Here is a 24,946-nt window from a genome sequence, read left to right as displayed (position 1 = left end):
GTCCTGGGGCGGAGCTGCGACCTCAGGGGGACGACAGCGAGGCAGGCGCTTCAGGACCTGCGGTGGGGCAGGTGGGCGACGCCTGCGGGCAGGGGAGGCAGTCCGGCGAACGTGCACACCATGTCGGACCAGGCCTCGAGGTGGCGGCGGACATCCGAGGTCTCGGGCGTCCACGACGCCCGGAGTTCGATGTCGATGGTGTCCGGGCGGTCGTCGAGGGTCCCGTAGCTCTCGGACAGGATCCTCGTGGCGGTGCCGCCCGTGCTGTGGTGCCGCGCGCCGTGGCTCTCGAGGGCCTCCACCAGCCATGTCCATGCGACGGACCCCAGCAGGGCGTCGTTGCCCATGTCGGGTTCGAGCTGTGCACGGATGTATGTCACGATGCGGAACCGGCCGTTCCAGACCTCGGAACCCTCGGGGTCGTAGAGGAGGATGAAGCGGCCCGTGGCGAGCTCCTCGGGCTCGGACGCCGCGAGGAACGTGCGCGCGGGCCCGTGCAGCGGCAGCGGCGCGGCTTCGAAGACCTCGGCGCCGAGGGCCACCGCGAACGGGGCGAGCCGGGAGGGAGCGGGGATCTCCTCGAGCCTGATCTCGCTGCGGCGGACGGCCTTCCGGAGACCGGACAGGGCATCGAGGAATTCCGTGGGAAGCTGAGGCGCGCCGCCGAGAGAATTCACCTCCGCAGGCTATGCCCTCGGGGGATCGGTTCCGCGGCGACGCGCCGGTGTGATTGTGCCGACGCGCCGGTGGACGGGTCCGCTCGGCTGCCGTTCGCGGCGTGTCCCCGTGCTGTTCAGCGACTGGGCACCCCCTGCTTCCGGGAAGGAGTCCGTCAGGCGGAGACCTCCCGGCGGATGGCCGCGACGAAGGCGTCCACGTCCTCCTCCGTGGTGTCGAACGAGCACATCCAGCGGACCTCACCGGTGGCCTGGTCCCAGTCGTAGAAGCGGAAGCTCTCCCGGATGCGATCGGCGGCTCCGGGGGGCAGGAGGGCGAAGACGGCGTTCGCGGTGGTCTCCTGCGTGAGGGTCACCCCGGGGATGCCGCGGACGCCCTCGGTGAGGCGCGCGGCCATGGCATTGGCGTGCGATGCCGAGCGCAGCCAGAGATCGCCCTCGAGCAGGGCGATGAGCTGGGCCGAGACGAAGCGCATCTTGGAGGCCAGCTGCATGTTGAGCTTGCGCAGGTAGTCGAGCCCGGTGGACGCCTCCTGGTCGAGCACGACGACGCACTCGCCGAACATGAGGCCGTTCTTCGTCCCGCCGAAGGACAGGATGTCCACGCCGGCATCGCGCGTGAATGCCCGCAGCGGCTGCCCCAGGGCTGCGGCGGCGTTCGCGAGGCGTGCGCCGTCCATGTGGACGCGCATTCCGCGCGTGTGGCAGTGGTCGGCGATGGCCCTGATCTCGGCCACCGAGTAAAGCGTACCGAGCTCCGTGGTCTGCGTGATCGAGACGGCCAGGGGCTGCGCGCGGTGCTGGTCGCCCCACCCCCAGGCCTCCCGGTCGATGAGTTCGGGGGTCAGCTTGCCGTCCGGGGTGGGCACGGACAGCAGCTTGATGCCGCCGACCCGCTCGGGTGCCGCGTTCTCGTCGACGTTGATGTGCGCCGTCTGCGGGCAGATCACGGCCCCCCAGCGCGGGAGGATGGACTGCAGCGACAGCACGTTGGCGCCCGTGCCGTTGAAGACCGGGTAGATGGAGATCCCCTCGCCGAAGTGGTGCTCCATCACCTCCTGCAGCCGCGCGGTGTACTCGTCCTCGCCGTAGGCGACCTGATGACCCTCGTTGGCCGCCGCGAGCGCCGCGAGGACCTCCGGGTGCACGCCCGAGTAGTTGTCGGACGCGAAACTGCGCCGCGTGCGGTCGTGCAGGGGTGCGGGGACGGTGGCTGGGCTCATGGTGTCGGTCACCGTCCCATTATCCCCGAGCGGCACCTATGCCCCGACGGCGTCGATGCGGGCACCGTTGACCTCGGTGGCCGCCGCGCCGGGCAGGGACGCCAGGACCCGGGCGAGGTCCTCGACGTGCGTGAAGCCGGGGAACCTCCGCTCGGGGTGCTGCTGCCGCAGGGCGTCGTCGACGAGTGCCTTGACGACGACGGCCGTCGCGGCCGCCCCGGTGCCGTCCCCGGCGAAGCCATGGGCCACGGCCTGCAGCCAGGCGTCCACGGACGCCTTCACGGCGGCGTAGGAGGCGTTGCCCGCGGTCGGCGCGGCGACCGCCGTCGCACTCACGGCGGCGAGCCGTCCTCCGCGCTCGGACAGCTGGTCGTAGAACGCCCGGCTGGTGTTGAACAGCGTGAGGAACACCGACCGGTGGAGGGCCTCGTAGTCCGCCGTCGTCTGCGTGGTGATGCCCCGACCGCCCCGCCAGCCGCCCACGAGGTGGAACAGGGCATCGGTACCCCCGTGGTCGGCGAGCACGCGCTCGGCGAGCCCGCCGACGGCCGACTCGTCCGTGAGGTCGCACACCTGCCGGTCCACACCCTCGAGCCCCTCGAACGCCACCGCGAGTCGCCCGGCGTCGGAGCCGACGGCCACGACGCCCAGACCGTCCGCGAGGAGCCGACGGGTGAGGGCGATGCCGGACGCACTCGTGGCACCGGCCACGACGGCCGTCCGGGCACCGGGTGCTGCGCTCATGCGGCGTCCGCGGTGATTCCGGCGGTGGACTCGATGACCGGCTTCATCTTGCGCTCCAGGGCCTCGAAGAACATCGACAGCGGGAACTCGTCGTCGAGCACGGCGTCGGTGAGGGCGCGCGGCGGCCCCAGGAGCTCGAGGGCGTCGGGTCCCTTGGCCCAGACGGAGGCCGGGTGCGGGGTGACCGTCGCGGAGACGAGCTCGTACGCGGCGAGCCAGTGCGCGATCTTCGGCCGGTCGATGGAGCGCCAGTACAGCTGCTCGATCTGCTCGCCGAGGGCCATGACGACATCGGCGGCCTCGTCCCAGTCGATGGTGAGCTTGGTGTCCGTCCAGTGCAGGACCCGGTGCTGGTGCATCCAGGCGAACAGGAGCTGGCCGCCGAGGCCGTCGTAGTTGCGCACGCGGCTGCCGGTGATGCTGAAGCGGAAGATGCGGTCGAAGATGACGGCGTACTGCACGAGTTTCGCGTGCCTGCGTGCCTCGGGGGAGGCGTCGTCGTCGCGTTCGATCCGGACGGACTCGCGGAAGGCCGTGAGATCGCACCGCAGCTCCTCGAGCGAGTACAGGAAGAACGGCATGCGCTGCTTGATCATGAACGGATCGAACGGCAGGTCGCCGCGCATGTGGGTGCGGTCGTGGATGAGGTCCCACATCACGAAGGTCTCCTCCGTGAGCTTCTGGTCGTCGAGGAGTTCCAGGGCGTCCTCGGGCAGGTCGAGGCGCGTGATCTCCGCGGCTGCCCGGACGACGCGGCGGAAGCGGGCCGCCTCGCGGTCGGCGAAGATGGCGCCCCAGGTGAAGGTGGGTGTGGAGCTGACGGCGACCGTCTCGGGGAAGAGCACGGCGGAGTTGGTGTTGTAGCCCTCCGTGAAGTCGAGGAACCGGATGGGGACGAACAGTGCATTGGAGTAGGCGCCGGCTTCCAGCTCGCCGACGAACTCCGGCCAGAGGACCTCGATGAGCACGGCTTCGACGAGGCGGCTGGTGCTGCCGTTCTGGGTGTACATGGGGAAGACCACGAGGTGCCGCAGGCCGTCGACCCGGTCCAGCTGGGGCTGGAAGGCCAGCAGCGGCTCGAGGAAGTCCGGGACGGAGAAGCCGCTCGACCGCCAGGCGTCGAAGGCCGTGACGGTGCGGTCGAGATAGTCGGCGTCGTGCGGGAACAGGGGGGCGAGCTCCTGTACGGCGGCGGTGATGGCGGCGGTGTACGTCGCGGCGGCAGCGTGGTCCTGGGGGTCCGGGATGGATCCGTCCTTGACCTGCAGGAGGCGCAGGTGCTGCACCGCGGTCTTCAGTGCGTGCCAGGCGGCCGTCTCCTGCGGGGTGCTGTCCAGTGGTGCGAGGGGGGTGAGGGTCATTGCTCCTGCTTCCGGGATGTGCGGCGGTCCATTTGTCGCGAGCGTAGCAACATGAACAGCTTCGCTTACACGTGAGGGCACCGTAGGACAGCAAAGCTTATGCTCATGGACCTGCACGCCGACCCCAGGGCCAGCCGGGCTTAGCCCCGAGGAGCCCGGGGACGCACGAAGGCCGGCCCGTGGGCCGGCCTTCGTGTTGATCCGTGCGGTCGCCCGTCGGTCATCCGGCGGGTACCAGCTTCATGGAGATGGAGTTGATGCAGAAGCGCTGGTCGGTGGGGGTGTCGAAGCCCTCGCCCTTGAAGAGGTGTCCGAGGTGCGAGTCGCAGCGGGCGCAGCGCACCTCGATGCGCTCCATGCCCAGGGAGCGGTCGTGCAGGTAACGGACCTTGTCCTCGGCGAGCGGGGCCCAGAAGGAGGGCCAGCCGCAGTGCGAGTCGAACTTCTCGTTACTCGTGAACAGTTCGGCGCCGCATGCGCGGCACTCGTAGGTCCCCGCCGTCTTCGCGTCGTAGTACTCCCCGGTGTACGGGCGCTCCGTGCCGGCCTTGCGCAGCACCTGGAACTCCTGCGGCGTCAGCTCCTGACGCCATTCGTCGTCGGACTTCTCGATCTCGGGCCGGAAGGTATCGCGTTCGGTAGTCATAGTGCGTGCAACGTCTACGAGTCGCCAATAAATCCCGAGCCGGAGTACAGGTGCAGGACGGGGATGCCCAGCTTGTCCTGCGCCCTGTTGGCCCAATCGGTGTGGAAGGTGTCGGCCATCGCATGCGGCCGCGTGATGACGACGGCCTGGGAGGCCGCGGTGTCCGCGGCCTCCTGCACGAGGGCCTCGACGGGGTTGCCCGTGGTCGTCCGGCCGCGTGCGGCGAACCCCTCGTCCGTGAGCAGCCGGAGCGACGCCGCCAGGGCACTGCGGGCCGCGTCCTCGTCGTGGCGCCGGTCGTCGGGGGAGAAGGACCGGAAGGCCTCCCCGACCTCCAGCAGGCTCAGGTGGCGGAAGAACTCGCCGAGGACGGACTCGTTGCGGTCCTCCGGGATCAGGACGACGACGTCCGCGGGATCGTCCCCTTCCAGGGTCCGCAGATTCACCAGGTCGGGACGGGTCAGGGCTTCCTCGGCCAGGACGATGATCGTTTGCGTCATGGCGTCACTGTACTGCGGGGCCCTCCCATCCGCCGCGAGTCGCGCGACGCGCCCGCCGTGCTCGGCCGCCCGGGGCGGAAGCAGGGTAGAAATGGAGGCATGGCAACTGAGATGTCGACGGCCGCGGTCCACCGGATCCCTGCGCCCTGGCTCAAGTGGACGGCGCTCGGGGTCGGGGCGGGGGCCGCCCTCGCGTCCTCGGCCGCCGGCGCGGTCTCCGGACTCGCCGTGTACTTCGCACGGCAGATCGTGATCCCGGCGCGTGGCCGCGACGAGAACCTGGACATCCTCGCCGTCGTCGGACCCGCCGGGAACCAGAGCGTGATCCTCCCCGCGAACGACGACACGACCGTCGAGGGCACCTACAGCCTCCACTTCGACAAGGGCACGGGCCACGCCCGGATCGGGGCCATCCGCTCCTACGTGCCGCGCGAGGGGACGGTCGAGCGCGAGGTGGAGAAGGTGTACACGGGCGATCTCGCCTCCGCGACCCGCGGCTGGTGGGGTGGCGCGGTGTACCCCTCGCCGTCGGCCATGGGGTTCGCCGACGAGGAGGTCATCATCCCCGTCGAGGGCGGCTCGGCCCCGGCCTGGCTCGTCCGGGCGGAGAAGCCCGCCCGGACGTGGGCGATCATGGTGCACGGTCGAGGCGCGTCACGCGCCGAGGCGCTGCGAGCCCTCGCCCCCGCGCGTCGCCTCGGACTGACGAGCCTGGTGCTGTCGTACCGGAACGACGGCGAGGCGCCGTCGGCCCCGGACGGCCGCTACGGCCTCGGCATGACCGAATGGCAGGACGTCGACGCCGCGATCGACTACGCGGTGTCGCACGGGGCCCGCGACGTGGTGCTGTTCGGCTGGTCCATGGGCGGGGCCATCGTCCTGCGCACCGCGGACCTCTCGCGGCACCGGCGCCGCATCGTCGCCCTGGTGCTGGACGGCCCGGTCATCAACTGGATGGAGGTGCTCGCGCACCACGCGGAGCTCAACCGGATCCCGGCGCCCGTCGGCAGGCTCGGACAGTACCTCCTGGCGAACCCGCGGGCACGCAGGATCACGGGCCTGGCCGCGCCGCTGGACCTCAAGAGCATGGACTGGATCGCCCGCGCGGAGCAGCTGACCCTGCCCACCCTCGTGCTGCACAGCGAGGACGACGAGTTCGTCCCGATCGGTCCCTCCGCGAACCTGGCGGCGAAGAACCCCGCCTTCGTGACCCTCGAGCGGTTCCACCGCGCGCGCCACACCAAGGAGTGGAACGTGGACCCGCAGCGGTGGGAGTCCGTGGTCGAGCGCTGGCTCGACGGTCTCCTGTTCGGGCGGATCCTTCCCGGCGGGAAGGTGCCCGACGCCGGGACGCCCGAGCCTACTGCGCTTCCCTGATCTTGCGCTTGATGCGTCCGAGCATGGCGGCCATGCCGCGCATCCGCAGGGGAGTGATGGCGCGGGTCAGGCCCAGGCGGTCCGGCACGTCGTCCGGCACGGCGAGGACCTCGTCGGCCGGCAGCCCGTCGAGTCCCTCGAGGAGCACCCCGGCGAACCCGCGCGTGGTCGGGGCCTCGCGGGGTGCCGAGAAGAACAGGTGCACGGGCCGCTCGGGCTCCGCGCCGATCTCCATGGTCAGGAACAGCGGGCTCTGGCACTCGACCACCTGCTCCAGCAGTTCGGGGTGGTCGCCGTAGCGCTCGGGCAGGTCCGGGAGTTCCCGGGAGAAGTCGAGCAGGAGCTGCAGCCGGTCGGGCTCGGACAGGTCCTGGAAATCGTCGATGATCTCGGCGAGCTTCGCCGGAACGGCCCCGGCGGTCATCGGGCGACCTGCGCCCTGGCCGCGGGCACCTCGCCGGGCTCGCTGCCGCGGACGATCGGGACGCGCACGGCGTTGCCCCACTCGGTCCACGAACCGTCGTAGTTGCGGACGGTGTCGAAGCCGAGGAGGTGCTTCAGCACGAACCAGGTGTGGCTGGATCGCTCGCCGATCCGGCAGTACGCGACGACGTCGTCGCCGTCCTGCAGGCCCGCCTCGTCCCGGTAGATCGCATCGAGCTCGGCGCGAGGACGGAACGTGCCGTCCTCCGCCGCGGCCCGCGCCCACGGGACGGACTTCGCGGTGGGGATGTGACCGCCGCGCAGGGCGCCCTCCTCGGGGTAGGCAGGCATCGTGGTGCGGGCGCCCGTGTACTCGTCGCCGGAGCGGACGTCGATGAGCGGCTTGCCCAGATGCGCCAGGACATCGGTCATGTAGGCACGCACCGACGCGTCGTCCCGCTCGACGACGGGGTAGTCCGTGGGTGCCACCTCGGGCCTGTCCGTGGTCAGGGCACGGCCCTCGGCGACCCACTTGTCGCGGCCGCCGTCGAGCAGGCGCACGTCCTCGTGGCCGAAGAGGGTGAAGACCCAGAGGGCATAGGCGGCCCACCAGTTGCTCTTGTCCCCGTAGATCACCACGGTGGAATCACGCTCGATGCCCTTGGCGGCCATGAGGCGGGCGAAGCCCTCGCCGTCCACGTAGTCGCGGGTCACCTCGTCGTTGAGTTCGGTGTGCCAGTCGATCTTCACGGCGCCGGGTACGTGCCCGGTCTCGTACAGCAGGACGTCCTCGCTGGACTCCACGACCACCAGGCCGTCCGCCCCGAGGTTGTCGGCGAGCCACGCTGTGGAGACGAGACGTTCCGGGTGGGCGTACTCGGCGAACTTGTCCTGCGGGTCTGGAGACAGGGGCATTGCGGCCTTTCGTGGGGCTGTGAGCACGCGCGGCGCGCTCCTCGGGTGTCCTTCCACCTAGCCTAACCACGCGATGCGGCAATTGCTTCCGCATCTGCTGCGGCGCAGCGACCGCCCTGCCCGGCCCCTGAGGGCAGCCCGGTCAAGGGCTCCGCGACCCCCGTCCTCAACCCGGCGGACGCGCCTGTATGCCGTAGTCTTGCCTAGCGGAGCGGCACCTGCCGGGCCGCCGCCCTCGCCCCTTGCCGGAAACAGAAAGCGGTCCCGATCCGTGCCAGCCATCGAACACCTGACAGAGCGTTCCCCCAAGGTCTCCGTCGATGAATTGCTGGACGGGTTCTACCCCTCGCCCCGCTTCGGCGACGTGTCCTTCGACTCCTACCGCCCCGACCCGCAGCAGCCGTCGCAGTCCGCGGCCGTCGCCAAGCTCCGGGACTTCGCCGTCGCCGTCAACGAGCCCGAGCCCTCGGGACTGCGGAAGCTGTTCGGCGGGAGGAAGGACCCCACACGGGCCGGCCTGTACCTCGACGGCGGGTTCGGCGTCGGGAAGACCCACCTCCTGGCCTCGCTGTGGCACGCGTCCTCCGGGAGGAAGGCGTTCGGCACGTTCGTCGAGTACACCAATCTCGTGGGAGCGCTGAGCTTCCGCAAGACGGTCGAAGCGCTCAGCGGCTACAGCCTGGTCTGCATCGACGAGTTCGAGCTCGACGACCCCGGGGACACCGTGCTGATGTCCCGCCTCATGCGGGAACTGGCCGACGCCGGCGTCAAGCTCGCCGCGACCTCCAACACGCTGCCCGGCTCGCTCGGCGACGGACGCTTCGCCGCCGAGGACTTCCAGCGGGAGATCCAGGTCCTCGCCGACCAGTTCGAGGTCGCGCGGATCGACGGCGAGGACTACCGCCACCGCGGACTGCCCCAGGCCCCGGAGGCGATCGACGACGCCGCCCTGCGGGACCGGATCGCCTCTTACTCGGGGGGCGTGCTCGCGGAGGACGACTTCGCGTCCCTCATCCGGCACCTCGCCGACGTCCACCCGAGCCGCTACCGGCAGCTCCTGGACGGCGTCGACGCCGTGGCATGGCACAACGTGCAGACCATCACCGAGCAGTCCGTGGCGCTGCGCTTCGTGGTCCTGGCCGACCGTCTGTACGACCGCGACGTGCCGATCATGGCCAGCGGCACCACCTTCGACAACCTCTTCACCGAGGAGATGATGGGTGGCGGCTACATGAAGAAGTACTACCGTGCGGTCTCCCGCCTGACGGCCCTCGCGCGGCAGGGGAGCGACGTCCCAAGCTAGGTGCTCCACGCTTCGCGGTGATCATCCCCGGACGCCAGGTCGATCACGTCGCGGACGGAGACGCAAGAAGCGCCGGTGCCGCCTCTCGGCGGGACCGGCGCTCCTTCATTGCCAGGCTGGGATCACACGGCCGGCGGAGGCGTGGGGGCGTTGCCGCCCTTACCGTCCTTCTTGTCGATCTGGTCGACCATCTGCGAAGCCTTCATCTGCACCCCGCTGATGCGACGCGAGTACTTGCCATGGGTCCTGCTGTCGACGAAGCCGCCAGCCTTCCCGATGCCGTTCTTCACCTTGTCGGAATTACCGCCGATGAGTTCGGTCGCCTTACCCGCGAGGGTGCCGGCCCTGCCCTTGAGCCCGTCCAATAAACCCACGGACACCTCCTTTCGGTCGTGGAAACGCAGTCCCGTTTCCGCTCCTCCAAGCATAGGCGAGGAAGATGGGCGTGTCCTGGGAGGAAGAGCTACCGATCTCGGGCATGAAAATGGCCGGTCCTCGCGAGGACCGGCCGGTCTTATCCGAGCGGACGACGGGATTCGAACCCGCGACATCCACCTTGGCAAGGTGGTGCTCTAGCCAGCTGAGCTACGTCCGCAAAAAAGCGCCCCCGAGGGGGCGCCGTCGTGGGCGATACTGGGATCGAACCAGTGACCTCTTCCGTGTCAGGGAAGCGCGCTACCGCTGCGCCAATCGCCCATTTTCATGGTGCTCGTTCTGTAACGAGGTGGGGACGGGATTCGAACCCGCGTATACGGCTTTGCAGGCCGCTGCCTCGCCTCTCGGCCACCCCACCGTGACCGGAGAAGCTCCGGTCACCGGACTGATCCGGCCATACAGTGACTTGCGAGCGGACGACGGGATTCGAACCCGCGACATCCACCTTGGCAAGGTGGTGCTCTAGCCAGCTGAGCTACGTCCGCAGAAGAAAAACAACCTCCGAACCGCCGCTCGACGTGGTGCATTTCGCGGTAGTTCTTCGTTTTCCAACGAGAAAAAACTCTATAGGACGTTTGGGGGTTCGTCCAATCGGCGGCTCCCAGCGCCTACTGCGGTGCGCACCGGCGCCGCCCGCAGGGCGCGGGTCCGCGGCGCGGCCTGTCAGAGGCACCTGAGAGACTGGACCCATGACCGCCCCGCTCCTCGCCCACGCGACGCCCCACGGCAGGATGTACGCCCGCTCGACGACGGAACAGCCCTCCGTCCCGTCGATCACCACCGTGATCTCGCAGCTTCCCACCTCGCTCGGGGGCTGGTTCGGCCACATGGCGGCCAGCGCGCTCTCGCGGGATCCCCGGCTGCCCGGAGCGCTCGGCAACCCGTCCGAGCTGCGGTCGGCGGTTCGCGATGCGGCCTCCGCGGCCGAGCGCTACCGCGACGAGGCCGCCCTCCGCGGTACGCGCGTGCACCACTACTGCGAGCAGGTCGCCCTGCGAGCGCTGGGGCGTCCCGAGGAGCTCGACGCCGCGCGCCTGGCCCTGGAGGAGAACGGCGAGACGGGCTTCGCCGACCGGTTCGACGACTGGTGGGACCTCTACGACGTGCGGCCGGTGGAGCCCGAACTGACCGTCTGGAACACCGAGCTCGGCTACGCGGGGACCCTGGACCTCGTCGCCACCATCGGCGGGCGGACCTGCCTCATCGACTACAAGACCAAGAACACCGACCGGGACGGCTTCGTGAAGGCCCTCGACGACAAGGTGGTCATGCAGCTCGTCGCGGGGATGAAGGCCGAGGAATGCCTCGTGGACCCCGAGAAGGGTGAATGGCGCGCGTGGCCGCACGGGGACCAGCCGCTGCTGCTCGGCGTCGCCGTCGGGCAGACCGAGGTGCGGGCCATGCGCGCCAACCCGGAGGTGCTGAGGACCCACTGGCTCCGCTTTTGCGCGCTGCGGCGCGCCTGGGAGGCGGGGCTGCTCGCCGAGGAGGCCGGCCGCGCTCTGCTGCCCGTCAGTCCGCCGCCCTCCGCCGCCGTACCGACCGGGTCGGCCCTCCCCGCCTGACGCACGGGCGCGGATCGGGCCGCCCGGCACCCGGGTCGGCCCTCCCCGCCTGACGCACGGGCGCGGATCGGGCCCTGCGACGGTCGTCGGCCGTTCCGCCAGGGCCGCACGCGGGGTTGCCCCGGCGACCCGTCCGGCGACACGGCACTAGGATTGTCGGGAGCCTCGCGGCCGCAGCAGGACCGCGGGCATCCCGTACTCCTGTTCTGCGCGCCCCCGCGCAGCCCGTGACCGAAGCGAGGAACCGAGCACCGATGGCCGTCCTGAGTATCCGCATGATCGGTGATCCGATTCTCCGCACACCGGCCGCCGAGGTGACCGACTTCGGACCGGAGCTCGCGCGGCTGGTCGAGGACATGACCGAGACCATGATCGACGTCCAGGGTGCAGGGCTGGCCGCACCCCAGGTGGGGATCGGGCTGCAGGTGTTCACCTATCGCGTGGACGGGGTGCGGGGCCATGTGGTGAACCCGGTGCTCGAGACCGACGGTGCGTCCCAGGGCGAGTCCGACGTCGAGGGGTGCCTCTCCGTGCCAGGGCTCGGCAGCTTCGTGGACAGGACGGAATGGGCGCGTGTCACCGGCAAGGACGTGTCCGGGCAGGACGTCGTGGTCGAGGGGAGGGGCATGCTCGCCCGCGCCCTCCAGCACGAGACCGACCATCTGCGCGGCACCCTGTACATCGACCGGCTCCAGGGCGAGGACCGCAGGAACGCCCTCCGTGCCATCCGGAGCGCCGACTACAACCGCGTGACCTCCCGGACCGCGGCCGAGCGGTCCAGGACCCTCGGGTCGAGCTTCACACCGGGTTCGGCTCCCGCTCCCGGCGGCACCGGTGCGTTCGGCCGGACCACCCGATGAGGGTCCTCTTCGCCGGAACGCCCGAGGTCGCCGTCCCCTCACTGCGGGCGCTCGTGGACGCCGGGTTCGACGTCGCCGCGGTCCTCACGCGCGTCGACGCCCCGGTGGGGCGCAAGAAGGTGCTGACCCCGAGCCCCGTCGCCGCGGCCGCCGAAGCGCTCGGACTCCCGGTGCTGAAGGCCAACCGCTTCACGACGGAGCTGATCGGCGAACTCACGGCCCTCGATCTCGACGCCGCGGCCATCGTCGCCTACGGGGGGATCGTCCCGCCGGCAGGCCTGGCCGTGCCGAGACACGGCTGGATCAACCTGCACTTCTCCGTCCTGCCCGCATGGCGCGGTGCGGCCCCCGTGCAGCACGCCGTGCTCGCCGGGGACGCGATCACGGGTGCCACGACCTTCCGTCTCGAGGAGGGGCTGGACACCGGGCCCGTCTTCGGCGTGATGACCGAGACCCTCGAACCCTCCGCGACGAGCGGCGAGGTGCTGGAGCGCCTGGCGTCGAGCGGCGCCGTGCTGCTCGTGCAGACCCTCGCGGGCATCGACGCCGGTCAGGTGACGGCGACGCCGCAGGCAGGGGAGCCGAGCCTCGCACCCAAGCTGAGCATCGACGACGCGAGGATCCGCTGGTCGGACCCCGCCCCTGCGGTGCGCCGCCGCGTGAACGCCGTGACCCCCGAACCGGGGGCCTGGAGCCTGCTCGACGGACAGCGGCTGAAACTCGGTCCGGTCCGCCCCGCGTCGGTCGGACACGGGGTGTCGGCCGACGTGGCCGTGCCCGGGGTGCTGGCGCCGGGCGCGGTGCGCCTGGCCGGGCGGGAGGTCCTCGTGGGAACGGGCACCGATCCACTGGCCCTCGGTGAGGTCCAGCCGGCAGGCAAGAAGATGATGAACGCCCTCGACTGGGCACGGGGCGCGATAGCGCGCGGAGAGCTGGTGTTCGAGTGAGTGAGACCGGAGGCAATGATCGCGGTTCCAGGGGAGCCGGCACGCCGCGCGGCCCGGGCGGTACCGGGCAGGGTGGCAACCGGCGCCGCAACGAGCAGGGGCGCGAGCGCAACCGCGGTGGTGAGCGCCAGTACTCCTCCTCCGCGCCGTCCCAGCGCACGCGGCGCGCCGACCCGGCACGCCTCGTCGCCTTCGAGGTCCTGCGCGCCGTCGCCGCCGAGGACGCCTACGCCAACCTCGTCCTGCCGGCGAGCATCCGCAAGCACCGCCTGGACCGGCGCGATGCCGGCTTCGCCACCGAACTCACCTACGGTGCGCTCCGGGGCCAGGGAACCTACGACGCCGTCCTGGCTCGCTGCGTGGACCGCCCCCTGGACCAGCTCGACCCCGCGGTGCTCGACGCCCTGAGGATCGGCGTCCACCAGCTCCTCGCCATGCGCGTCCCCGCCCACGCGGCGCTCGACCAGACGGTCGGGCTCGTCCGCGCGGTCATCGGGGCGGGCCCGTCGTCGCTCGTGAACGCGGTCCTCCGCAAGGTGGCAGCACGCGATCTCCAGGGCTGGATCGGCGAGCTCGTGTCCGGCATGACGGATGCGACCGCCATCGCGTCCCTGACCTACAGCCACCCCGAGTGGATCGTGCGCGCCCTGCGCCAGGCGCTCGTCGCCCACGGGCGCGACGTCGCCGAGATCGACGCGCTGCTCGCCGCCGACAACGCAGCGCCCGTGGTGCACCTCGTGGCCCTGCCAGGGCTCGCCACCGTGGACGACGCCCTCGCCGAGGGCGCCGAACCGGGACGCCTCGCGCCCGGCTCGGCCTACTACTCCGGCGGGGATGTCAGCCGGCTCCCCGGCGTCTCGACCGGGACCCTCCGGGTGCAGGACTCCGGCTCCCAGCTCGTGGCCCGCGCCCTGGCGGGTGTCCGGCTCGAGGAGCGGGAGGCACAGGGCCCCGAGCGCTGGCTCGACCTGTGCGCCGGCCCCGGCGGCAAGACGGCCCTGCTGGCGGCACTGGGCCAGGACGCCGGCGTCCACCTGACGGCGAACGAGCCGGTCCCGCACCGCGCCCAGCTGGTCCGCCAGGCGCTCCGACCGCTGCCGGAGGACTCCTGGACGGTGCGGGTCGGTGACGGGCGCGATCTCGGACGGGAACAGCCCGGCGCCTACGACCGCGTGCTCGTCGACGCCCCGTGCACGGGTCTCGGCGCTCTGCGGCGTCGCCCCGAGTCGCGGTGGCGTCGCCGGCCCGCGGACCTGGTGACCCTCGCTCCGCTGCAGCGCGAACTGCTGGCCTCGGCCCTGGACGCCGTCGCGCCGGGTGGCGTGGTGGCCTACGTCACCTGCTCACCGCACCACGCCGAGACGGACGCCGTCGTCGACGACTGCCTGCGCAAGCGCGAGGGGTTCGAGCGCCTGGACGCGGGCGCTGCGCTCGACGCCGTGAGCATCGGTGGAGCGCTCGGGGCGGGACACGGCGCGAGCGCCCAGCTGTGGCCGCACGTGCACGGCACGGATGCCATGTATCTCGCACTCATCAGGAAGACTCCCTGACGAGGACTCCGCACCGAGGATTCCGCACCGAGGATTCCGCACCGAAGACTCCGCACCAAGACACCCGGCCGCTGCCCCCTGAGGGCGCGGGCCCCGGGGCAACGAAGGGAAGAACCGTGACGCACCTGCGTATCAACCCGAGCATCCTCTCCGCCGACTTCGCCAACCTCGAGTCCGAACTGCAGCGGATCGGCACCGCCGATGCGGTGCACGTGGACGTCATGGACAACCACTTCGTGCCGAACCTGACACTCGGCCTGCCGGTCGTCCGCCGGATCCAGGAGGTCAGTCCGCTCCCGCTGGACGTGCACCTCATGATCGAGGACGCCGACCGCTGGGCACCTCTCTATGCCGGTACGGGAGCGGCGTCCGTCACCTTCCACGCGGAAGCGGCGACCGCCCCGATCAAGCTCGCACGGGAACTGCGGGACACCGGGGCGAAGGCCGGGATGGCGCTGCGCCCTGCGACGCCGGTGGAGCCCTACCTCGACATGCTCGCCGAACTCGACATGCTGCTCGTGATGACCGTGGAACCCGGCTTCGGCGGGCAGTCCTTCCTGGACCTCACCCTGCCGAAGATCCGCCGGGCGGCAGCGGCGATCCGCGGGGCGGACCTTCCCCTGGTCATCCAGGTGGACGGCGGCATCACCGAGGAGACCATCCTCCGCGCGGCAGATGCCGGGGCGACCGTCTTCGTCGCGGGTTCCTCCGTCTATGGCGCCCACGATGCCGCCTCCGCCATCTCGGCCCTGCGCTCCGCGGCGTCCCGTCCGGCCTGAGGCCCGGCCCTGCCGGTCAGGTGGAGGGCGGGTCCGTCACCGTGATCCGAACGGACAGCGCCGAGCCGGCAGCCTCCTTCAGGACGGCGAACCGCGGGTCGGGCACGGTGAGGAAGGGGACCTGCGGCAGCGTCGCGAAGGCCGTCAGGGCGGGTTCGCCGAGCACCGCGGCCGCGAGCGTCCTATCGCCCCCGAGCTGGAGGCACGACGGCGGGTGCGCGCGGAACACCGCGGCCGCCCTCACCGCGGTCTCCTCGACGAGGGCGTCCGCCTGGTTGGCGCGTCGCCGGGCGAAGCGCTGCTGGGACCATCCGCCGGCGGCGGTCCTGCCCTGCACGTACCGCGTGCCCGTCTTCGAGGCCAGCACCTGACCCGCCGCGGCGACTCCCACCGAGTAGCCGCCCCGCCGGATCAGCAGCAGTCCCACGGTGGTGGCCGTGTCGATCCCCGACAGCAGCGAGGGAACGAGGCCGTCGGCATCCGGCGACGAACCCTCGGCTGCACCGGACGCGGGCGGAATGCTCCCCTCCGTGGTCGCGCGGGATCCTGTACCCGCGCGCGATCCGGCAGCGGACTCCCCGCCCGGTCGTGCCCGGGGCAGGAGGGGTGGGGTCAGGAGGGCCGTGCACCCGTTCCCGGCGACGACGTCGAGGGAGCCGTCGTCACGGCCCGTCGCGAGGCTCACGGTATACGGACCGTTCCGCGCCTCGAACCGTGCGAGCCAGCCGTCGAGCCGCCGGGCGTCGACGAGCACGGACCTGGTCGGGGACATGGAGCTCCTTCGAGGGCGACGGTGGAGGCTGCGGAGGCGGCACCGCACGGCACCGGACCCGTCAGAGGCCCACAGTAACGTTGGGGCTGTGAATGATCTATTCAGCGCGGCGGCCGACGACGACGCGGACGACGTCCCCTCCAGCACCTCCCGTGCAGCGGGGACGGTGCGGCCGCGCAGTCCCCTCGCCGTCCGGATGCGGCCGCGCACGCTGGACGAGGTGGTCGGCCAGCAGCACCTGCTGGGCCGCGGATCGCCGCTGCGCACCCTCGCCGGCGAGCACGACCCCGGCGCGCATGCGGCGCCGTCATCGGTCATCCTGTGGGGACCGCCGGGGACCGGCAAGACGACGCTCGCGCACGTGATCGCCCGCGGCCAGGGCCGGAAGTTCGTCGAACTGTCGGCCATCACCGCGGGCGTCAAGGACGTGCGGCGCGTCATGGACGAGGCGCTCACCTCCCGCGACCTGTACCGGCAGACGACCGTGCTGTTCCTCGACGAGATCCACCGCTTCAACAAGGCTCAGCAGGACGCCCTGCTGCCCGGCGTGGAGAACGGGTGGGTGGTGCTGATCGCGGCCACCACCGAGAATCCGTCGTTCTCGGTGGTGTCGCCGCTGCTCTCGCGCTCGCTGCTGCAGACCCTCCGGCCGCTCGACGAGGCGGACATCCGGGGCCTGCTCGAACGCGCGGTCGACGACGAACGCGGGCTCGCCGGGACGGTGGAGGTCTCCGGGGACGCCCTCGAGCACCTCGTCCGGCTGGCGGCAGGGGACGCGCGGCGCGGGCTGACGGCCCTGGAGGCGGCCGCCGGCGTCGCCCGGTCCGAGCGGGAGTCGCACTCCGCCGCGCACCAGCCCGACGGGCCGGTCGGCCACGGGGGAGAGGACGCCGAGGACGCCGAGCAGGAGGACGGCCAGGAGGCGCTCCCCGCGCTCGTCACCCTGGACCATGCGGAGAAGGCGGTGGACGTCGCCGCCCTGCGTTACGACCGCGCGGGGGACCAGCACTACGACGTGGCGAGCGCGTTCATCAAGTCGCTCCGCGGGTCGGACGTGGACGCGGCGCTGCACTACGTCGCGCGGATGCTCGAGGCGGGCGAGGACCCGAGGTTCATCGCCCGCCGGCTGATGATCTCGGCGTCCGAGGACGTCGGCATGGCCGATCCCACGGCGCTGCAGACCGCGGTCGCCGCCGCGCAGGCCGTGCAGCTCGTCGGCATGCCCGAGGCGCGCATCATCCTCGCCGAGGCGGTGGTGCACATCGCCACCGCGCCGAAGTCCAATGCGGCGTACAACGGCATCAATGCCGCCATCGCCGATGTCCGGGCGGGCCGCGGGCAGGGTATCCCCGCCCACCTGCGGGACGCGCACTACCCCGGGGCGAGCCAGCTCGGGCACGGCAAGGGCTACGTGTACTCCCACGACGAGCCCCACGGCATCGCGCTGCAGCAGTACGCCCCGGACGACCTCGTGGGACGGGACTACTACGAACCCACCGACCGGGGTTCGGAGCGGGACATCTCCGCCCGCCTGGCGCGGCTGCGCAGGATCATCCGCGGGAAGTAGCAGCGGGGGCGGCGCCGTGTGCGGGCGGCGATTCGGCTGCGCGACCCGCGCACTGCTAATATTGGTCGCTGACTGGCAAGTCGTCGTGTACCAGTCGTCCTCCCGTGGTCCGCAGCAGGTCTCCTGCCGCGCGGTGCGGGTCGGCGACCAGGGTCGCGGCGGACTGTAGTACCGGGAAGCGGCCAATCCCGGCTCTCCGCATGTGGAGGCCAGCGACACCAGGAAGTGCGGACGCCCCCGTGGCTGTCCGCTTCTTCGCCGCAAAAATCATCGAAAGGTAAACGTGGCTAACAACACACGTGCCCGCCGGAAGGTCCGCATCTCGCGAGCCCTCGGCATCGCCCTCACCCCGAAGGCGGAGAAGTACCTCGAGCGCCGGCCGTACGCGCCGGGCCAGCACGGCCGCGCGCGTCGCAAGCAGGACAGCGACTACGCCGTACGCCTGCGCGAGAAGCAGCGTCTGCGCGCGCAGTACAACATCCGCGAGGCGCAGATGGCCCGCATCTTCGAGGAAGCCCGCCGCACCGCAGGCCTGACCGGTGAGAACCTGATCGAACTCCTCGAGATGCGTCTCGACGCCCTCGTCCTCCGTGCAGGCTTCGCCCGCACGAGCGCCCAGGCGCGTCAGCTCATCGTGCACCGTCACATCATGGTCGACGGCGCCCGCGTGGACCGCCCGTCGTTCCGCGTGGCCGAAGGCCAGCTCATCCACGTCCACAGCCGCAGCGAGACCATGGTCCCGCTCCAGGTTGCTGCCGCCGGTGCGCACCGCGACGTCCTCCCCGCCGTCCCCGGCTACCTGGACGTCCAGCTCGACAAGCTCCAGGCACGCCTCGTGCGTCGCCCCAAGCGCTCCGAGGTCCCCGTGACCTGCGAAGAGCAGCTCGTCGTCGAGTACTACGCACGCTAGACGCCCCGACGCCGGCGGAGTCCGCAGGCGCACAGCGCGAAGGCTGAACGAAGAGCCCGTGGCAACCGCCGCGGGCTCTTCGTTCTGTAAGGTACTAGGAGCACGAATTCCCATGCCGCTCGTTCAAGGCGGTGTACCCCTGCGTAAAGGAGACCGCCCATGTCAGGTGGAGATATTGCCGGCCTGATAGCTGCCGGCGTATTCGCCGTCCTGGTCCTGCTGCTGGCCGTGCCGATCTGGAAGCTCGGCCGCGTGTTCGACGAGCTGCGCAAGGCGATCCGCACCGTCACCGACGAGACGACGCCGCTGATCGGGGAGGTCACGAGCACCGTGAACACCACCCACCAGCAGCTTAAGGCCGTGGACGGCATCACCACCAACGTGTCCGACGCCTCGGCCAACATCTCCGCGCTGTCATCGCTCGTCGCGGCCACGATCGGCGCCCCGCTCATCAAGGTCTCGGCGTTCTCCTACGGCGTCCGCTCCGCCCTCGCCGGCCGCACGTCCCCCGCCCGCCGCCGCCGCAGCCGCTAGCACCCAACGAACGGAGAGAGAACGATGATCAGAAGAGTCTTCTGGCTCGCCGCCGGTGTCACCATCGGCGTCGTCGCCGTCCGCAAGGTGTCGAAGGCGAAGTCCACCCTCGGGCCCGAGGGAGTGAACCGCGCCGTCGGGCAGATCAGCGACAGCATCGCCGACTTCGCCGATGCCCTGCGCTCGGCCATGACCGAGCGCGAGAACGACCTCCGCGCCGCGCTCGGCGTCGAGGCGCCCGCCGCGCCCGCCGCGCCCTCCACCTCCGCTCCCGTCGACGCCGTCCCGGCCTCCCGCCGCTCGCTCCGCTAGGACGCACCACCCTCCCGACGCCGGCAGCGGGGCCGCAGCCTCCGCCCGCCCGGGCGGAGGCTGTCGCCTGCGACCGGGCACCCCCGCTCGGGCCGGAGTCTCCGCGTCCCGACCCACCACCGAAGGATCGCCCCCATGAAGTCCCACGAGATCGCCAGCCGCTGGCTGAGCTACTTCGAGAAGAACGGGCACACCGTCGTCCCCTCGGCGTCGCTGATTTCCTCCGACCCGTCACTGCTGTTCACCGTCGCCGGCATGGTGCCGTTCATCCCGTACCTCACCGCGCGCGAGGTGGCCCCGTACGCGCGGGCCACGAGCGTCCAGAAGTGCATCCGCACGGGGGACATCGAGGAGGTCGGCAAGACCGCGCGGCACGGCACGTTCTTCCAGATGTGCGGCAACTTCTCGTTCGGCGACTACTTCAAGGCCGAGGCCATCCGCATGGCGTGGGACCTGCTGACCCGCGACGTCGCCGACGGCGGGTTCGGGCTGCCTCCCGAGAGGCTCTGGATCACCGTCTACCACGAGGACGAGGAAGCGCTGGCGATCTGGCGCGACAGCATCGGCGTGCCGGCCGAGCGTATCCAGAAGATGGGCAAGAAGGACAACTACTGGTCCACCGGCCAGCCCGGGCCGGCCGGTCCCTGCTCCGAGATCTTCTACGACCGCGGACCCTCCTACGGCGTGGACGGCGGCCCCGAGGCCGACGACACCCGCTATGTGGAGATCTGGAACCTCGTCTTCATGCAGTACCAGCGCGGCGAGGGGACCGGCAAGGACGACTTCGAGATCCTCGGCGAGCTCCCGAAGAAGAACATCGACACGGGCCTGGGCCTCGAGCGCCTCGCGATGATCCTGCAGGGCGTCGAGAACATGTACGAGACGGACCAGGTGCGGCCCGTCCTCGACCGCGCTGCGGCACTCAGCGGCAGGACGTACACGAGTGCGGAGTCGCCCGACGACCCGCACCACACCGACGACGTCCGGCTGCGCGTCGTCGCCGACCACATCCGCTCCTCCCTGCTGCTCATCGCCGACGGCGTCACCCCCTCCAACGAGGGCCGCGGCTACGTGCTGCGCCGCCTCATCCGCCGCGCCGTCCGCGCCATGCGCCTCCTCGGCGTGGAGAAGGCCTGCCTGCCGGAGCTGCTGCCCGCCTCGCGGGACGCCATGAAGGGCGTGTACCCGGAGGTCGAGGCCGACTTCGAGCGCATCAGCCGCATCGCCTACGCCGAGGAGAAGGCGTTCCTGCGCACCATCGCCTCGGGCACCGCCAGGCTCGAGGAGGCGGTCCGCGAGTCCCTGGCCGATGAGCGACCGCTGTCCGGGCAGGACGCCTTCACCCTCCACGACACGTACGGGTTCCCGATCGACCTGACGCTGGAGATGGCCGAGGAGGCTGGCCTGGCGGTGGACGCCGACGGCTTCCGCTCCCTCATGCTCGAACAGCGTCAGCGCGCCCAGGCGGACGCCCGCGGCAAGAAGGCCGGCCACGCTGACCTCACGGCTTTCACCGAGCTCCTCGGCCGCGGCCAGACGGTGTTCACCGGCTACGACGAGCTCACCACCGAGGCGACGGTCGTCGGCGTGCTGGACAAGGGGCAGTCGATCCCGAGTGCGCTCCAGGGCGACGAGATCGAACTGGTCCTCGACCAGACCCCGTTCTACGCCGAGGCGGGCGGCCAGGCCGCCGACGTCGGCCTCATCACCGGCGACGGATTCGTCGTCGAGGTCCTCGACGTCCAGCGCCCGATCAAGGGCCTCAGCGTGCACCGCGCGGTGGTCCGCGAGGGCGAGATCTCCCCGGGCGCGACGGTGGTCGCCGCCGTCGACCGCCAGCGCCGGCATGCGGGGGAGCAGGCCCACTCGGGGACGCACATCGTCCACGCGGCGCTCCACGAGATCCTCGGCCCGGAGGCGCTCCAGCGCGGCTCGTTCAACAAGGCCGGGTACCTGCGCTTCGACTTCTCCTGGGGCGAGGGCATCAGTGCCGCCGCGCGTTCGGAGATCGAGGAGGTGTCCAACATCGCGATCCGCAACAACTACGAGGTCGAGACGAAGATCATGTCCCTCGCCGATGCGAAGGCGCTGGGGGCCACCGCGCTGTTCGGCGAGGCCTACGGCGACACCGTCCGCGTGGTGGAGATGAACGCGGAGTTCTCGCGGGAACTCTGCGGCGGTACCCATGTGGCCTCGACCTCGCTCATCGGGAGCCTCACGCTGCTCGGTGAGCAGTCGGTCGGCTCCGGCAACCGGCGGGTCGAGGCCCTCGTCGGGCTCGACGCGTTCCGCCACCTCGCCGCGGAGCGGGCCCTCGTCTCCGAGCTCTCGGAGATGCTGAAGGTTCCCTCCGCCCAGCTGCCGGAGCGGCTCTCGGCCACCCTCGGCAAGCTCAAGGCCGCCGAGCGCGAGCTCGACCGGCTGCGCAAGGAACAGCTCGCCGTCGCGGCCGCGTCGCTCGTCGACACCGCCGTGGACGTCGACGGTGTGCGCCTCATCGCGCACGACGCCGGCGAGGTGGGCGGTGCGGACGACCTCCGCACGCTCGTGCTCGATCTGCGCGGACGGCTCGGGTCGGACGCGGCCGTCGTCGCCGCGACGGCCGTCTCCCAGGACCGCCCGCTCGTCCTCGTCGCCACCAACGAGGCCGCGCGCGCCGCCGGTGTGAAGGCCGGCGCCCTGGTGCGCACGGCGGCGAAGGTGCTTGGAGGAGGCGGTGGCGGCAAGGACGACGTCGCCCAGGGCGGTGGATCGGATGCCTCGCGCATCCCCGATGCGCTGTCGGCCATCCGCACCGCGGTCGCGAAACGCTGATCGACGCGGTGACGGGCGAGGCCGGGGGAGCGGGGGGCGCGCCCGACGCTCCCTACCCGCACGGCCCGAAACTCGGCGTGGACGTGGGGCAGGTCCGGGTGGGTCTGGCCGGCTGCGACCGTGACGGCCTGCTCGCCACACCGATCCGGACCCTCACGCGGGATCCCCGGAGGAACGGCGACGTGCGGATCCTCGTGCGGGAGGCCGTGGAGCGCGGCGTGGTGCAGATCATGGTGGGTCTGCCGAAGAACCTCAGCGGTCGGGAGGGCGCGTCCGCCGAGATGGCGCGGACCTATGCGGGGCTGCTCGTGGAAGAACTCCGGCGACAGGCCCACCCCGTGCCGGTACGCTTGGTGGACGAGCGGCTGAGCACGGTGTCGGCCCACCGCTCGCTGCACGCGGCTGGTTTGAGCAGCCGCGAGCATCGTAAGGTGGTGGACCAGGTGGCTGCCGTCGAAATTCTCCAGCATGCCATCGACATGCAGCGTTCACGTGGACGGGATGTGGGGGATCCGGTTCCTGTGCGTGAGGCGGAGGACGCCCGCCGCCCACTGCTGACCCCAACAGAGGAGCCAGTCATCAAGGACAGTTCGACGAGCAGGAGGGACCCGGAATCATGAACAACCGTACCCGGCAGACCCCTGCCTCCCCCGAGTTCGACGACCAGCACGACGCCTACGCCGGTGACCACGGGCATCCCGAACCCGTCGAGGAGTTCTTCGCATCGCAGGAGTCGAACCGGCGCCGCCGCCCGCCGTCGGACGCGAAGCGGCGCAGGCGCCTCCGGCGCACCGTCGTCATGGTCGTGGTCGTCCTGCTGTTCGCCGGCACCGTCTACGGTGCAGCGCTCATGCTGCGCGATTTCCTGGGCTTCAACGAGGTGACCGACTACGCGGGGCCGGGGGGCGAGGAGACCGTCTTCGCCGTGACCGAGGGCGCCGGTGCCCTCGCGATCGGCAACGGACTCGAGAGCGCCGACATCGTCGCGGATTCCGAGACCTTCGTGGCCGCCCTCGCCGCCATCGCCGAGGGCCGCGAGGTCCAGCCGGGCGAGTACGAGATGCGCCTGCAGATGCCCGCCGCCGATGCCGCCGAGGCCCTCCTCGGCGAGGATCCTTCCCTCGTCTCCTACGCCGCAGTGGCCCGCGACCTCCGCCAGGGCGAGGTGTTCGACATCCTCAGCACCTCCACGGGCATCCCGCGCACCGAGTTCGAGGCCCTCGCGGCGAGTCCCACGCAGTTCGGCCTTCCGCAGCAGGCGCTGTCCCTCGAGGGATACCTGCACCCGGGGGAGTACCGTTTCGACGTCGAGGCCACGGCCACGGACATCATCACCGAGATGGTGAAGGCCACGACCGACCGCCTCGCGCAGGACGGCGTGACCGATCCCTCCGAGCAGTACCGGATCCTGACGATCGCGAGCATCGTGCAGGCCGAGGCGCAGCAGGGCGACTACGCCACGGTCGCGGGTGCCATCAACAACCGCCTCACGCCCGGGAACACGGAGACCAACGGCTTCATCCAGTCCGATGCCTCCGTCACGTACGGTCTCGGCAAGCGCAGCTACCAGCTCACGGACGAGGAGAAGCAGGACACCTCCAACCCCTACAACACCTACGCCAACCCCGGCCTGCCGAAGGGTCCCATCGGTTCCCCCGGCGACGAGGCAATCGACGCGACGGTCAACGCGGCGGACGTCCCGTTCTACTTCTGGGTGACCGTCGACCTGGACACCGGCGAGACCAAGTTCTCCGAGACCTACGCGGAGCACCTGCGCTACGTCGACGAGTACCTGGCCTGGTGCACCGACCACCCCGGGCGCTGCGAGTAGGTGGCGCCGGCCGGACCTGCCGCGCCCGCCCTCCGGGCCGCCGTGATCGGCTCGCCGATCGGGCATTCGAAGTCACCGCTGCTGCATGCCGCGGCGTACCGTGCGATCGGCGTCGACTGCTCCTACACGGCGGTCGACGTCGATGAGGCGGGGCTCGCCGCGTTCATCGCCGGCGTCCGGGCCACGCCGGCCTGGCGGGGGCTGTCCGTCACGATGCCGCTGAAGGCCGCCGCGGCACGGCTCGTGGACACCACGACCGCGCCCGCGTCCGTCCTGGGCGTGATCAACACCGTCGTCGTCACCGGCGAGGGACGCGGCCGGGTCCTCACGGGCCACAACACGGACGTCGTCGGGGTGGCGCACGCGCTGGCCGGCGCCGGCGTCCGGACCCCTGGACACCCCGTGGTCCTCGGCGGCGGCGGGACCGCGGCGGCCGCCCTCGCGGGCCTCGCGCAGCTCGGCGCGCGGACCGCCGCCGTACTGGTCAGGCGCCCCGAGGCGTCGGCCGAGCTGCTGCGCGTCGGGGCGGACCTCGGCCTGGACGTCGTGATCGGGCCCTGGTCCGGCGCGGGCGAGGCGGTGCGGGCTGCCGACGTCGTCGTCTCCACGCTCCCGCCCCGCGCCGCGGATCCCCTCGCGGCGGACCTCGCCGGGCCCGGATTCCGCACGCACGGCACCCTCCTCGACGTGGCCTACGACCCCTGGCCCAGCGCACTGGCCGCCGCCTGGCAGGGCGCCGGCGGAAGCATCGTGCCGGGCCTCGACATGCTGCTCCACCAGGCCGTCGAGCAGGTGCGCCTGTTCTTCCCCGACGTCACACAGGACCCCGCAGGCGTCCTGGACGTGATGTGCGACGCAGTCGGCGCCGCACGGCGCTGATGCCTGCGCCGCTGCATGGCAG

Annotated in this window: 25 protein-coding genes and 4 tRNA genes; 15 read left to right on the top strand and 14 right to left on the bottom strand. The window is 71.3% G+C overall.

The window, feature by feature from the left end; translation table 11 throughout:
* Positions 1-50: 50 nt before the first annotated feature.
* The 6 genes from ACX80N_RS05935 to ACX80N_RS05910 all read right to left on the bottom strand — a co-directional run bounded on the left by ACX80N_RS05935 (position 51) and on the right by ACX80N_RS05910 (position 5,151).
* A complete protein-coding gene (locus ACX80N_RS05935; RefSeq protein ID WP_105030103.1) occupies positions 51-677 on the bottom strand; it encodes a DUF3000 domain-containing protein in 627 nt (208 codons plus the stop codon).
* Positions 678-832: 155 nt separating this feature from the next.
* Positions 833-1,900 carry a threonine aldolase family protein gene (locus ACX80N_RS05930; protein ID WP_459338758.1) on the bottom strand — a complete coding sequence of 356 codons (1,068 nt, stop codon included), beginning with the start codon at positions 1,898-1,900 and terminating at the stop codon, positions 833-835.
* Between the two features lie 36 nt (positions 1,901-1,936).
* Positions 1,937-2,644 carry an SDR family NAD(P)-dependent oxidoreductase gene (locus tag ACX80N_RS05925; RefSeq protein ID WP_459338659.1) on the bottom strand — a complete coding sequence of 236 codons (708 nt, stop codon included), beginning with the start codon at positions 2,642-2,644 and terminating at the stop codon, positions 1,937-1,939.
* On the bottom strand, positions 2,641-4,005 hold the full coding sequence (locus ACX80N_RS05920) for a DUF6421 family protein (protein WP_459338658.1): 1,365 nt from the start codon (positions 4,003-4,005) through the stop codon (positions 2,641-2,643). Before ACX80N_RS05920 ends, ACX80N_RS05925 begins: the two co-directional genes overlap by 4 nt.
* 220 nt (positions 4,006-4,225) lie before the next feature.
* Positions 4,226-4,651 (bottom strand): peptide-methionine (R)-S-oxide reductase MsrB, encoded by a 426-nt coding sequence (msrB, locus tag ACX80N_RS05915; RefSeq protein ID WP_459338657.1) that lies wholly within the window; start codon positions 4,649-4,651, stop codon positions 4,226-4,228.
* Between the two features lie 14 nt (positions 4,652-4,665).
* Complete coding sequence (locus ACX80N_RS05910; protein ID WP_459338656.1) at positions 4,666-5,151, bottom strand: hypothetical protein; 486 nt, start codon at positions 5,149-5,151, stop codon at positions 4,666-4,668.
* Between the two features lie 99 nt (positions 5,152-5,250).
* On the opposite strand from ACX80N_RS05910, the gene ACX80N_RS05905 reads away from it, so the two are divergent.
* Positions 5,251-6,528, top strand: a complete 1,278-nt coding sequence (locus ACX80N_RS05905; RefSeq protein ID WP_459338655.1) for an alpha/beta hydrolase family protein — start codon at positions 5,251-5,253, stop codon at positions 6,526-6,528.
* Here the strand turns inward: ACX80N_RS05905 and ACX80N_RS05900 are convergent.
* Together ACX80N_RS05900 and ACX80N_RS05895 are read right to left on the bottom strand one after the other, a co-directional pair.
* The gene (locus ACX80N_RS05900; RefSeq protein WP_105030109.1) at positions 6,512-6,952 is read right to left on the bottom strand and encodes a SufE family protein; all 441 of its coding nucleotides are present in this window, start codon (positions 6,950-6,952) and stop codon (positions 6,512-6,514) included. The genes ACX80N_RS05905 and ACX80N_RS05900 overlap by 17 nt on opposite strands.
* Positions 6,949-7,866: a sulfurtransferase gene (locus ACX80N_RS05895; RefSeq protein WP_459338654.1), complete on the bottom strand. Its 918-nt coding sequence runs from the start codon at positions 7,864-7,866 to the stop codon at positions 6,949-6,951. Before ACX80N_RS05895 ends, ACX80N_RS05900 begins: the two co-directional genes overlap by 4 nt.
* A 271-nt stretch (positions 7,867-8,137) precedes the next feature.
* Here ACX80N_RS05895 and zapE point away from each other — a divergent pair, with 271 nt between their 5' ends.
* Positions 8,138-9,169, top strand: a complete 1,032-nt coding sequence (gene zapE, locus ACX80N_RS05890) for a cell division protein ZapE (RefSeq protein WP_105030111.1) — start codon at positions 8,138-8,140, stop codon at positions 9,167-9,169.
* A 122-nt stretch (positions 9,170-9,291) separates the two neighbouring features.
* On the opposite strand, the gene ACX80N_RS05885 is transcribed toward zapE, so the two are convergent.
* The 5 genes from ACX80N_RS05885 to ACX80N_RS05865 form a co-directional block, all read right to left on the bottom strand.
* On the bottom strand, positions 9,292-9,543 hold the full coding sequence (locus ACX80N_RS05885) for an antitoxin (protein ID WP_459338653.1): 252 nt from the start codon (positions 9,541-9,543) through the stop codon (positions 9,292-9,294).
* A gap of 147 nt (positions 9,544-9,690) precedes the next feature.
* Positions 9,691-9,764 (bottom strand) — tRNA-Gly (locus ACX80N_RS05880).
* Between the two features lie 29 nt (positions 9,765-9,793).
* A tRNA-Val gene (locus tag ACX80N_RS05875) sits at positions 9,794-9,865 on the bottom strand.
* Positions 9,866-9,891: 26 nt separating this feature from the next.
* Positions 9,892-9,962 (bottom strand) — tRNA-Cys (locus ACX80N_RS05870).
* A gap of 53 nt (positions 9,963-10,015) precedes the next feature.
* Positions 10,016-10,089 (bottom strand) — tRNA-Gly (locus ACX80N_RS05865).
* Positions 10,090-10,293: 204 nt separating this feature from the next.
* Here ACX80N_RS05865 and ACX80N_RS05860 point away from each other — a divergent pair.
* The 5 genes from ACX80N_RS05860 to rpe all read left to right on the top strand — a co-directional run bounded on the left by ACX80N_RS05860 (position 10,294) and on the right by rpe (position 15,305).
* Positions 10,294-11,169 (top strand): cytochrome, encoded by an 876-nt coding sequence (locus ACX80N_RS05860; RefSeq protein WP_459338652.1) that lies wholly within the window; start codon positions 10,294-10,296, stop codon positions 11,167-11,169.
* A 254-nt stretch (positions 11,170-11,423) separates the two neighbouring features.
* Complete coding sequence (gene def, locus ACX80N_RS05855) at positions 11,424-12,029, top strand: peptide deformylase (RefSeq protein WP_459338651.1); 606 nt, start codon at positions 11,424-11,426, stop codon at positions 12,027-12,029.
* The gene (locus ACX80N_RS05850) at positions 12,026-12,976 is read left to right on the top strand and encodes a methionyl-tRNA formyltransferase (protein WP_459338650.1); all 951 of its coding nucleotides are present in this window, start codon (positions 12,026-12,028) and stop codon (positions 12,974-12,976) included. The genes def and ACX80N_RS05850 overlap by 4 nt, the downstream gene beginning before the upstream one ends.
* Positions 12,973-14,526: an RsmB/NOP family class I SAM-dependent RNA methyltransferase gene (locus ACX80N_RS05845; RefSeq protein ID WP_459338649.1), complete on the top strand. Its 1,554-nt coding sequence runs from the start codon at positions 12,973-12,975 to the stop codon at positions 14,524-14,526. The genes ACX80N_RS05850 and ACX80N_RS05845 overlap by 4 nt, the downstream gene beginning before the upstream one ends.
* 116 nt (positions 14,527-14,642) lie before the next feature.
* Complete coding sequence (gene rpe, locus ACX80N_RS05840) at positions 14,643-15,305, top strand: ribulose-phosphate 3-epimerase (RefSeq protein WP_459338648.1); 663 nt, start codon at positions 14,643-14,645, stop codon at positions 15,303-15,305.
* Positions 15,306-15,321: 16 nt separating this feature from the next.
* On the opposite strand, the gene ACX80N_RS05835 is transcribed toward rpe, so the two are convergent.
* Positions 15,322-16,077, bottom strand: a complete 756-nt coding sequence (locus ACX80N_RS05835; RefSeq protein WP_459338647.1) for an acVLRF1 family peptidyl-tRNA hydrolase — start codon at positions 16,075-16,077, stop codon at positions 15,322-15,324.
* 88 nt (positions 16,078-16,165) lie between these two features.
* On the opposite strand from ACX80N_RS05835, the gene ACX80N_RS05830 reads away from it, so the two are divergent.
* The 8 genes from ACX80N_RS05830 to ACX80N_RS05795 all read left to right on the top strand — a co-directional run bounded on the left by ACX80N_RS05830 (position 16,166) and on the right by ACX80N_RS05795 (position 24,924).
* The gene (locus ACX80N_RS05830) at positions 16,166-17,644 is read left to right on the top strand and encodes a replication-associated recombination protein A (protein WP_459338646.1); all 1,479 of its coding nucleotides are present in this window, start codon (positions 16,166-16,168) and stop codon (positions 17,642-17,644) included.
* Between the two features lie 283 nt (positions 17,645-17,927).
* Positions 17,928-18,554, top strand: a complete 627-nt coding sequence (gene rpsD, locus ACX80N_RS05825) for a 30S ribosomal protein S4 (protein WP_055771608.1) — start codon at positions 17,928-17,930, stop codon at positions 18,552-18,554.
* A gap of 159 nt (positions 18,555-18,713) precedes the next feature.
* Complete coding sequence (locus ACX80N_RS05820) at positions 18,714-19,088, top strand: DUF948 domain-containing protein (RefSeq protein ID WP_105030120.1); 375 nt, start codon at positions 18,714-18,716, stop codon at positions 19,086-19,088.
* Between the two features lie 24 nt (positions 19,089-19,112).
* Positions 19,113-19,400 carry a hypothetical protein gene (locus ACX80N_RS05815; RefSeq protein WP_459338645.1) on the top strand — a complete coding sequence of 96 codons (288 nt, stop codon included), beginning with the start codon at positions 19,113-19,115 and terminating at the stop codon, positions 19,398-19,400.
* Positions 19,401-19,535: 135 nt separating this feature from the next.
* Entirely contained in the window at positions 19,536-22,214 is a 2,679-nt protein-coding gene (alaS, locus tag ACX80N_RS05810; RefSeq protein ID WP_459338644.1) for an alanine--tRNA ligase, read from the top strand.
* 77 nt (positions 22,215-22,291) lie between these two features.
* Positions 22,292-22,834, top strand: coding sequence for a Holliday junction resolvase RuvX (gene ruvX / locus ACX80N_RS05805; protein ID WP_240614911.1), 543 nt, complete (start codon positions 22,292-22,294; stop codon positions 22,832-22,834).
* The gene (gene mltG, locus ACX80N_RS05800; protein ID WP_459338643.1) at positions 22,831-24,045 is read left to right on the top strand and encodes an endolytic transglycosylase MltG; all 1,215 of its coding nucleotides are present in this window, start codon (positions 22,831-22,833) and stop codon (positions 24,043-24,045) included. The genes ruvX and mltG overlap by 4 nt, the downstream gene beginning before the upstream one ends.
* On the top strand, positions 24,046-24,924 hold the full coding sequence (locus tag ACX80N_RS05795; protein ID WP_459338642.1) for a shikimate dehydrogenase: 879 nt from the start codon (positions 24,046-24,048) through the stop codon (positions 24,922-24,924).
* Positions 24,925-24,946: the final 22 nt, after the last annotated feature.

The sequence above is a fragment of the Arthrobacter sp. MDT2-16 genome, from assembly GCF_054510925.1.
Note: the sequence above shows the minus strand (reverse complement) of the source record. Positions and strands in the feature narration are given on the sequence as shown.

Coding starts and splice junctions, on each gene's coding strand:
- ACX80N_RS05930 (WP_459338758.1), bottom strand. CDS start 1,900: ATGAGCCCAGCCACCGTCCCCGCACCCCTGCACGACCGCACGCGGCGC.
- ACX80N_RS05925 (WP_459338659.1), bottom strand. CDS start 2,644: ATGAGCGCAGCACCCGGTGCCCGGACGGCCGTCGTGGCCGGTGCCACG.
- ACX80N_RS05920 (WP_459338658.1), bottom strand. CDS start 4,005: ATGACCCTCACCCCCCTCGCACCACTGGACAGCACCCCGCAGGAGACG.
- msrB (WP_459338657.1), bottom strand. CDS start 4,651: ATGACTACCGAACGCGATACCTTCCGGCCCGAGATCGAGAAGTCCGAC.
- ACX80N_RS05910 (WP_459338656.1), bottom strand. CDS start 5,151: ATGACGCAAACGATCATCGTCCTGGCCGAGGAAGCCCTGACCCGTCCC.
- ACX80N_RS05905 (WP_459338655.1), top strand. CDS start 5,251: ATGGCAACTGAGATGTCGACGGCCGCGGTCCACCGGATCCCTGCGCCC.
- ACX80N_RS05900 (WP_105030109.1), bottom strand. CDS start 6,952: ATGACCGCCGGGGCCGTTCCGGCGAAGCTCGCCGAGATCATCGACGAT.
- ACX80N_RS05895 (WP_459338654.1), bottom strand. CDS start 7,866: ATGCCCCTGTCTCCAGACCCGCAGGACAAGTTCGCCGAGTACGCCCAC.
- ACX80N_RS05860 (WP_459338652.1), top strand. CDS start 10,294: ATGACCGCCCCGCTCCTCGCCCACGCGACGCCCCACGGCAGGATGTAC.
- def (WP_459338651.1), top strand. CDS start 11,424: ATGGCCGTCCTGAGTATCCGCATGATCGGTGATCCGATTCTCCGCACA.
- ACX80N_RS05850 (WP_459338650.1), top strand. CDS start 12,026: ATGAGGGTCCTCTTCGCCGGAACGCCCGAGGTCGCCGTCCCCTCACTG.
- ACX80N_RS05835 (WP_459338647.1), bottom strand. CDS start 16,077: ATGTCCCCGACCAGGTCCGTGCTCGTCGACGCCCGGCGGCTCGACGGC.
- ACX80N_RS05820 (WP_105030120.1), top strand. CDS start 18,714: ATGTCAGGTGGAGATATTGCCGGCCTGATAGCTGCCGGCGTATTCGCC.
- ACX80N_RS05815 (WP_459338645.1), top strand. CDS start 19,113: ATGATCAGAAGAGTCTTCTGGCTCGCCGCCGGTGTCACCATCGGCGTC.
- alaS (WP_459338644.1), top strand. CDS start 19,536: ATGAAGTCCCACGAGATCGCCAGCCGCTGGCTGAGCTACTTCGAGAAG.
- mltG (WP_459338643.1), top strand. CDS start 22,831: ATGAACAACCGTACCCGGCAGACCCCTGCCTCCCCCGAGTTCGACGAC.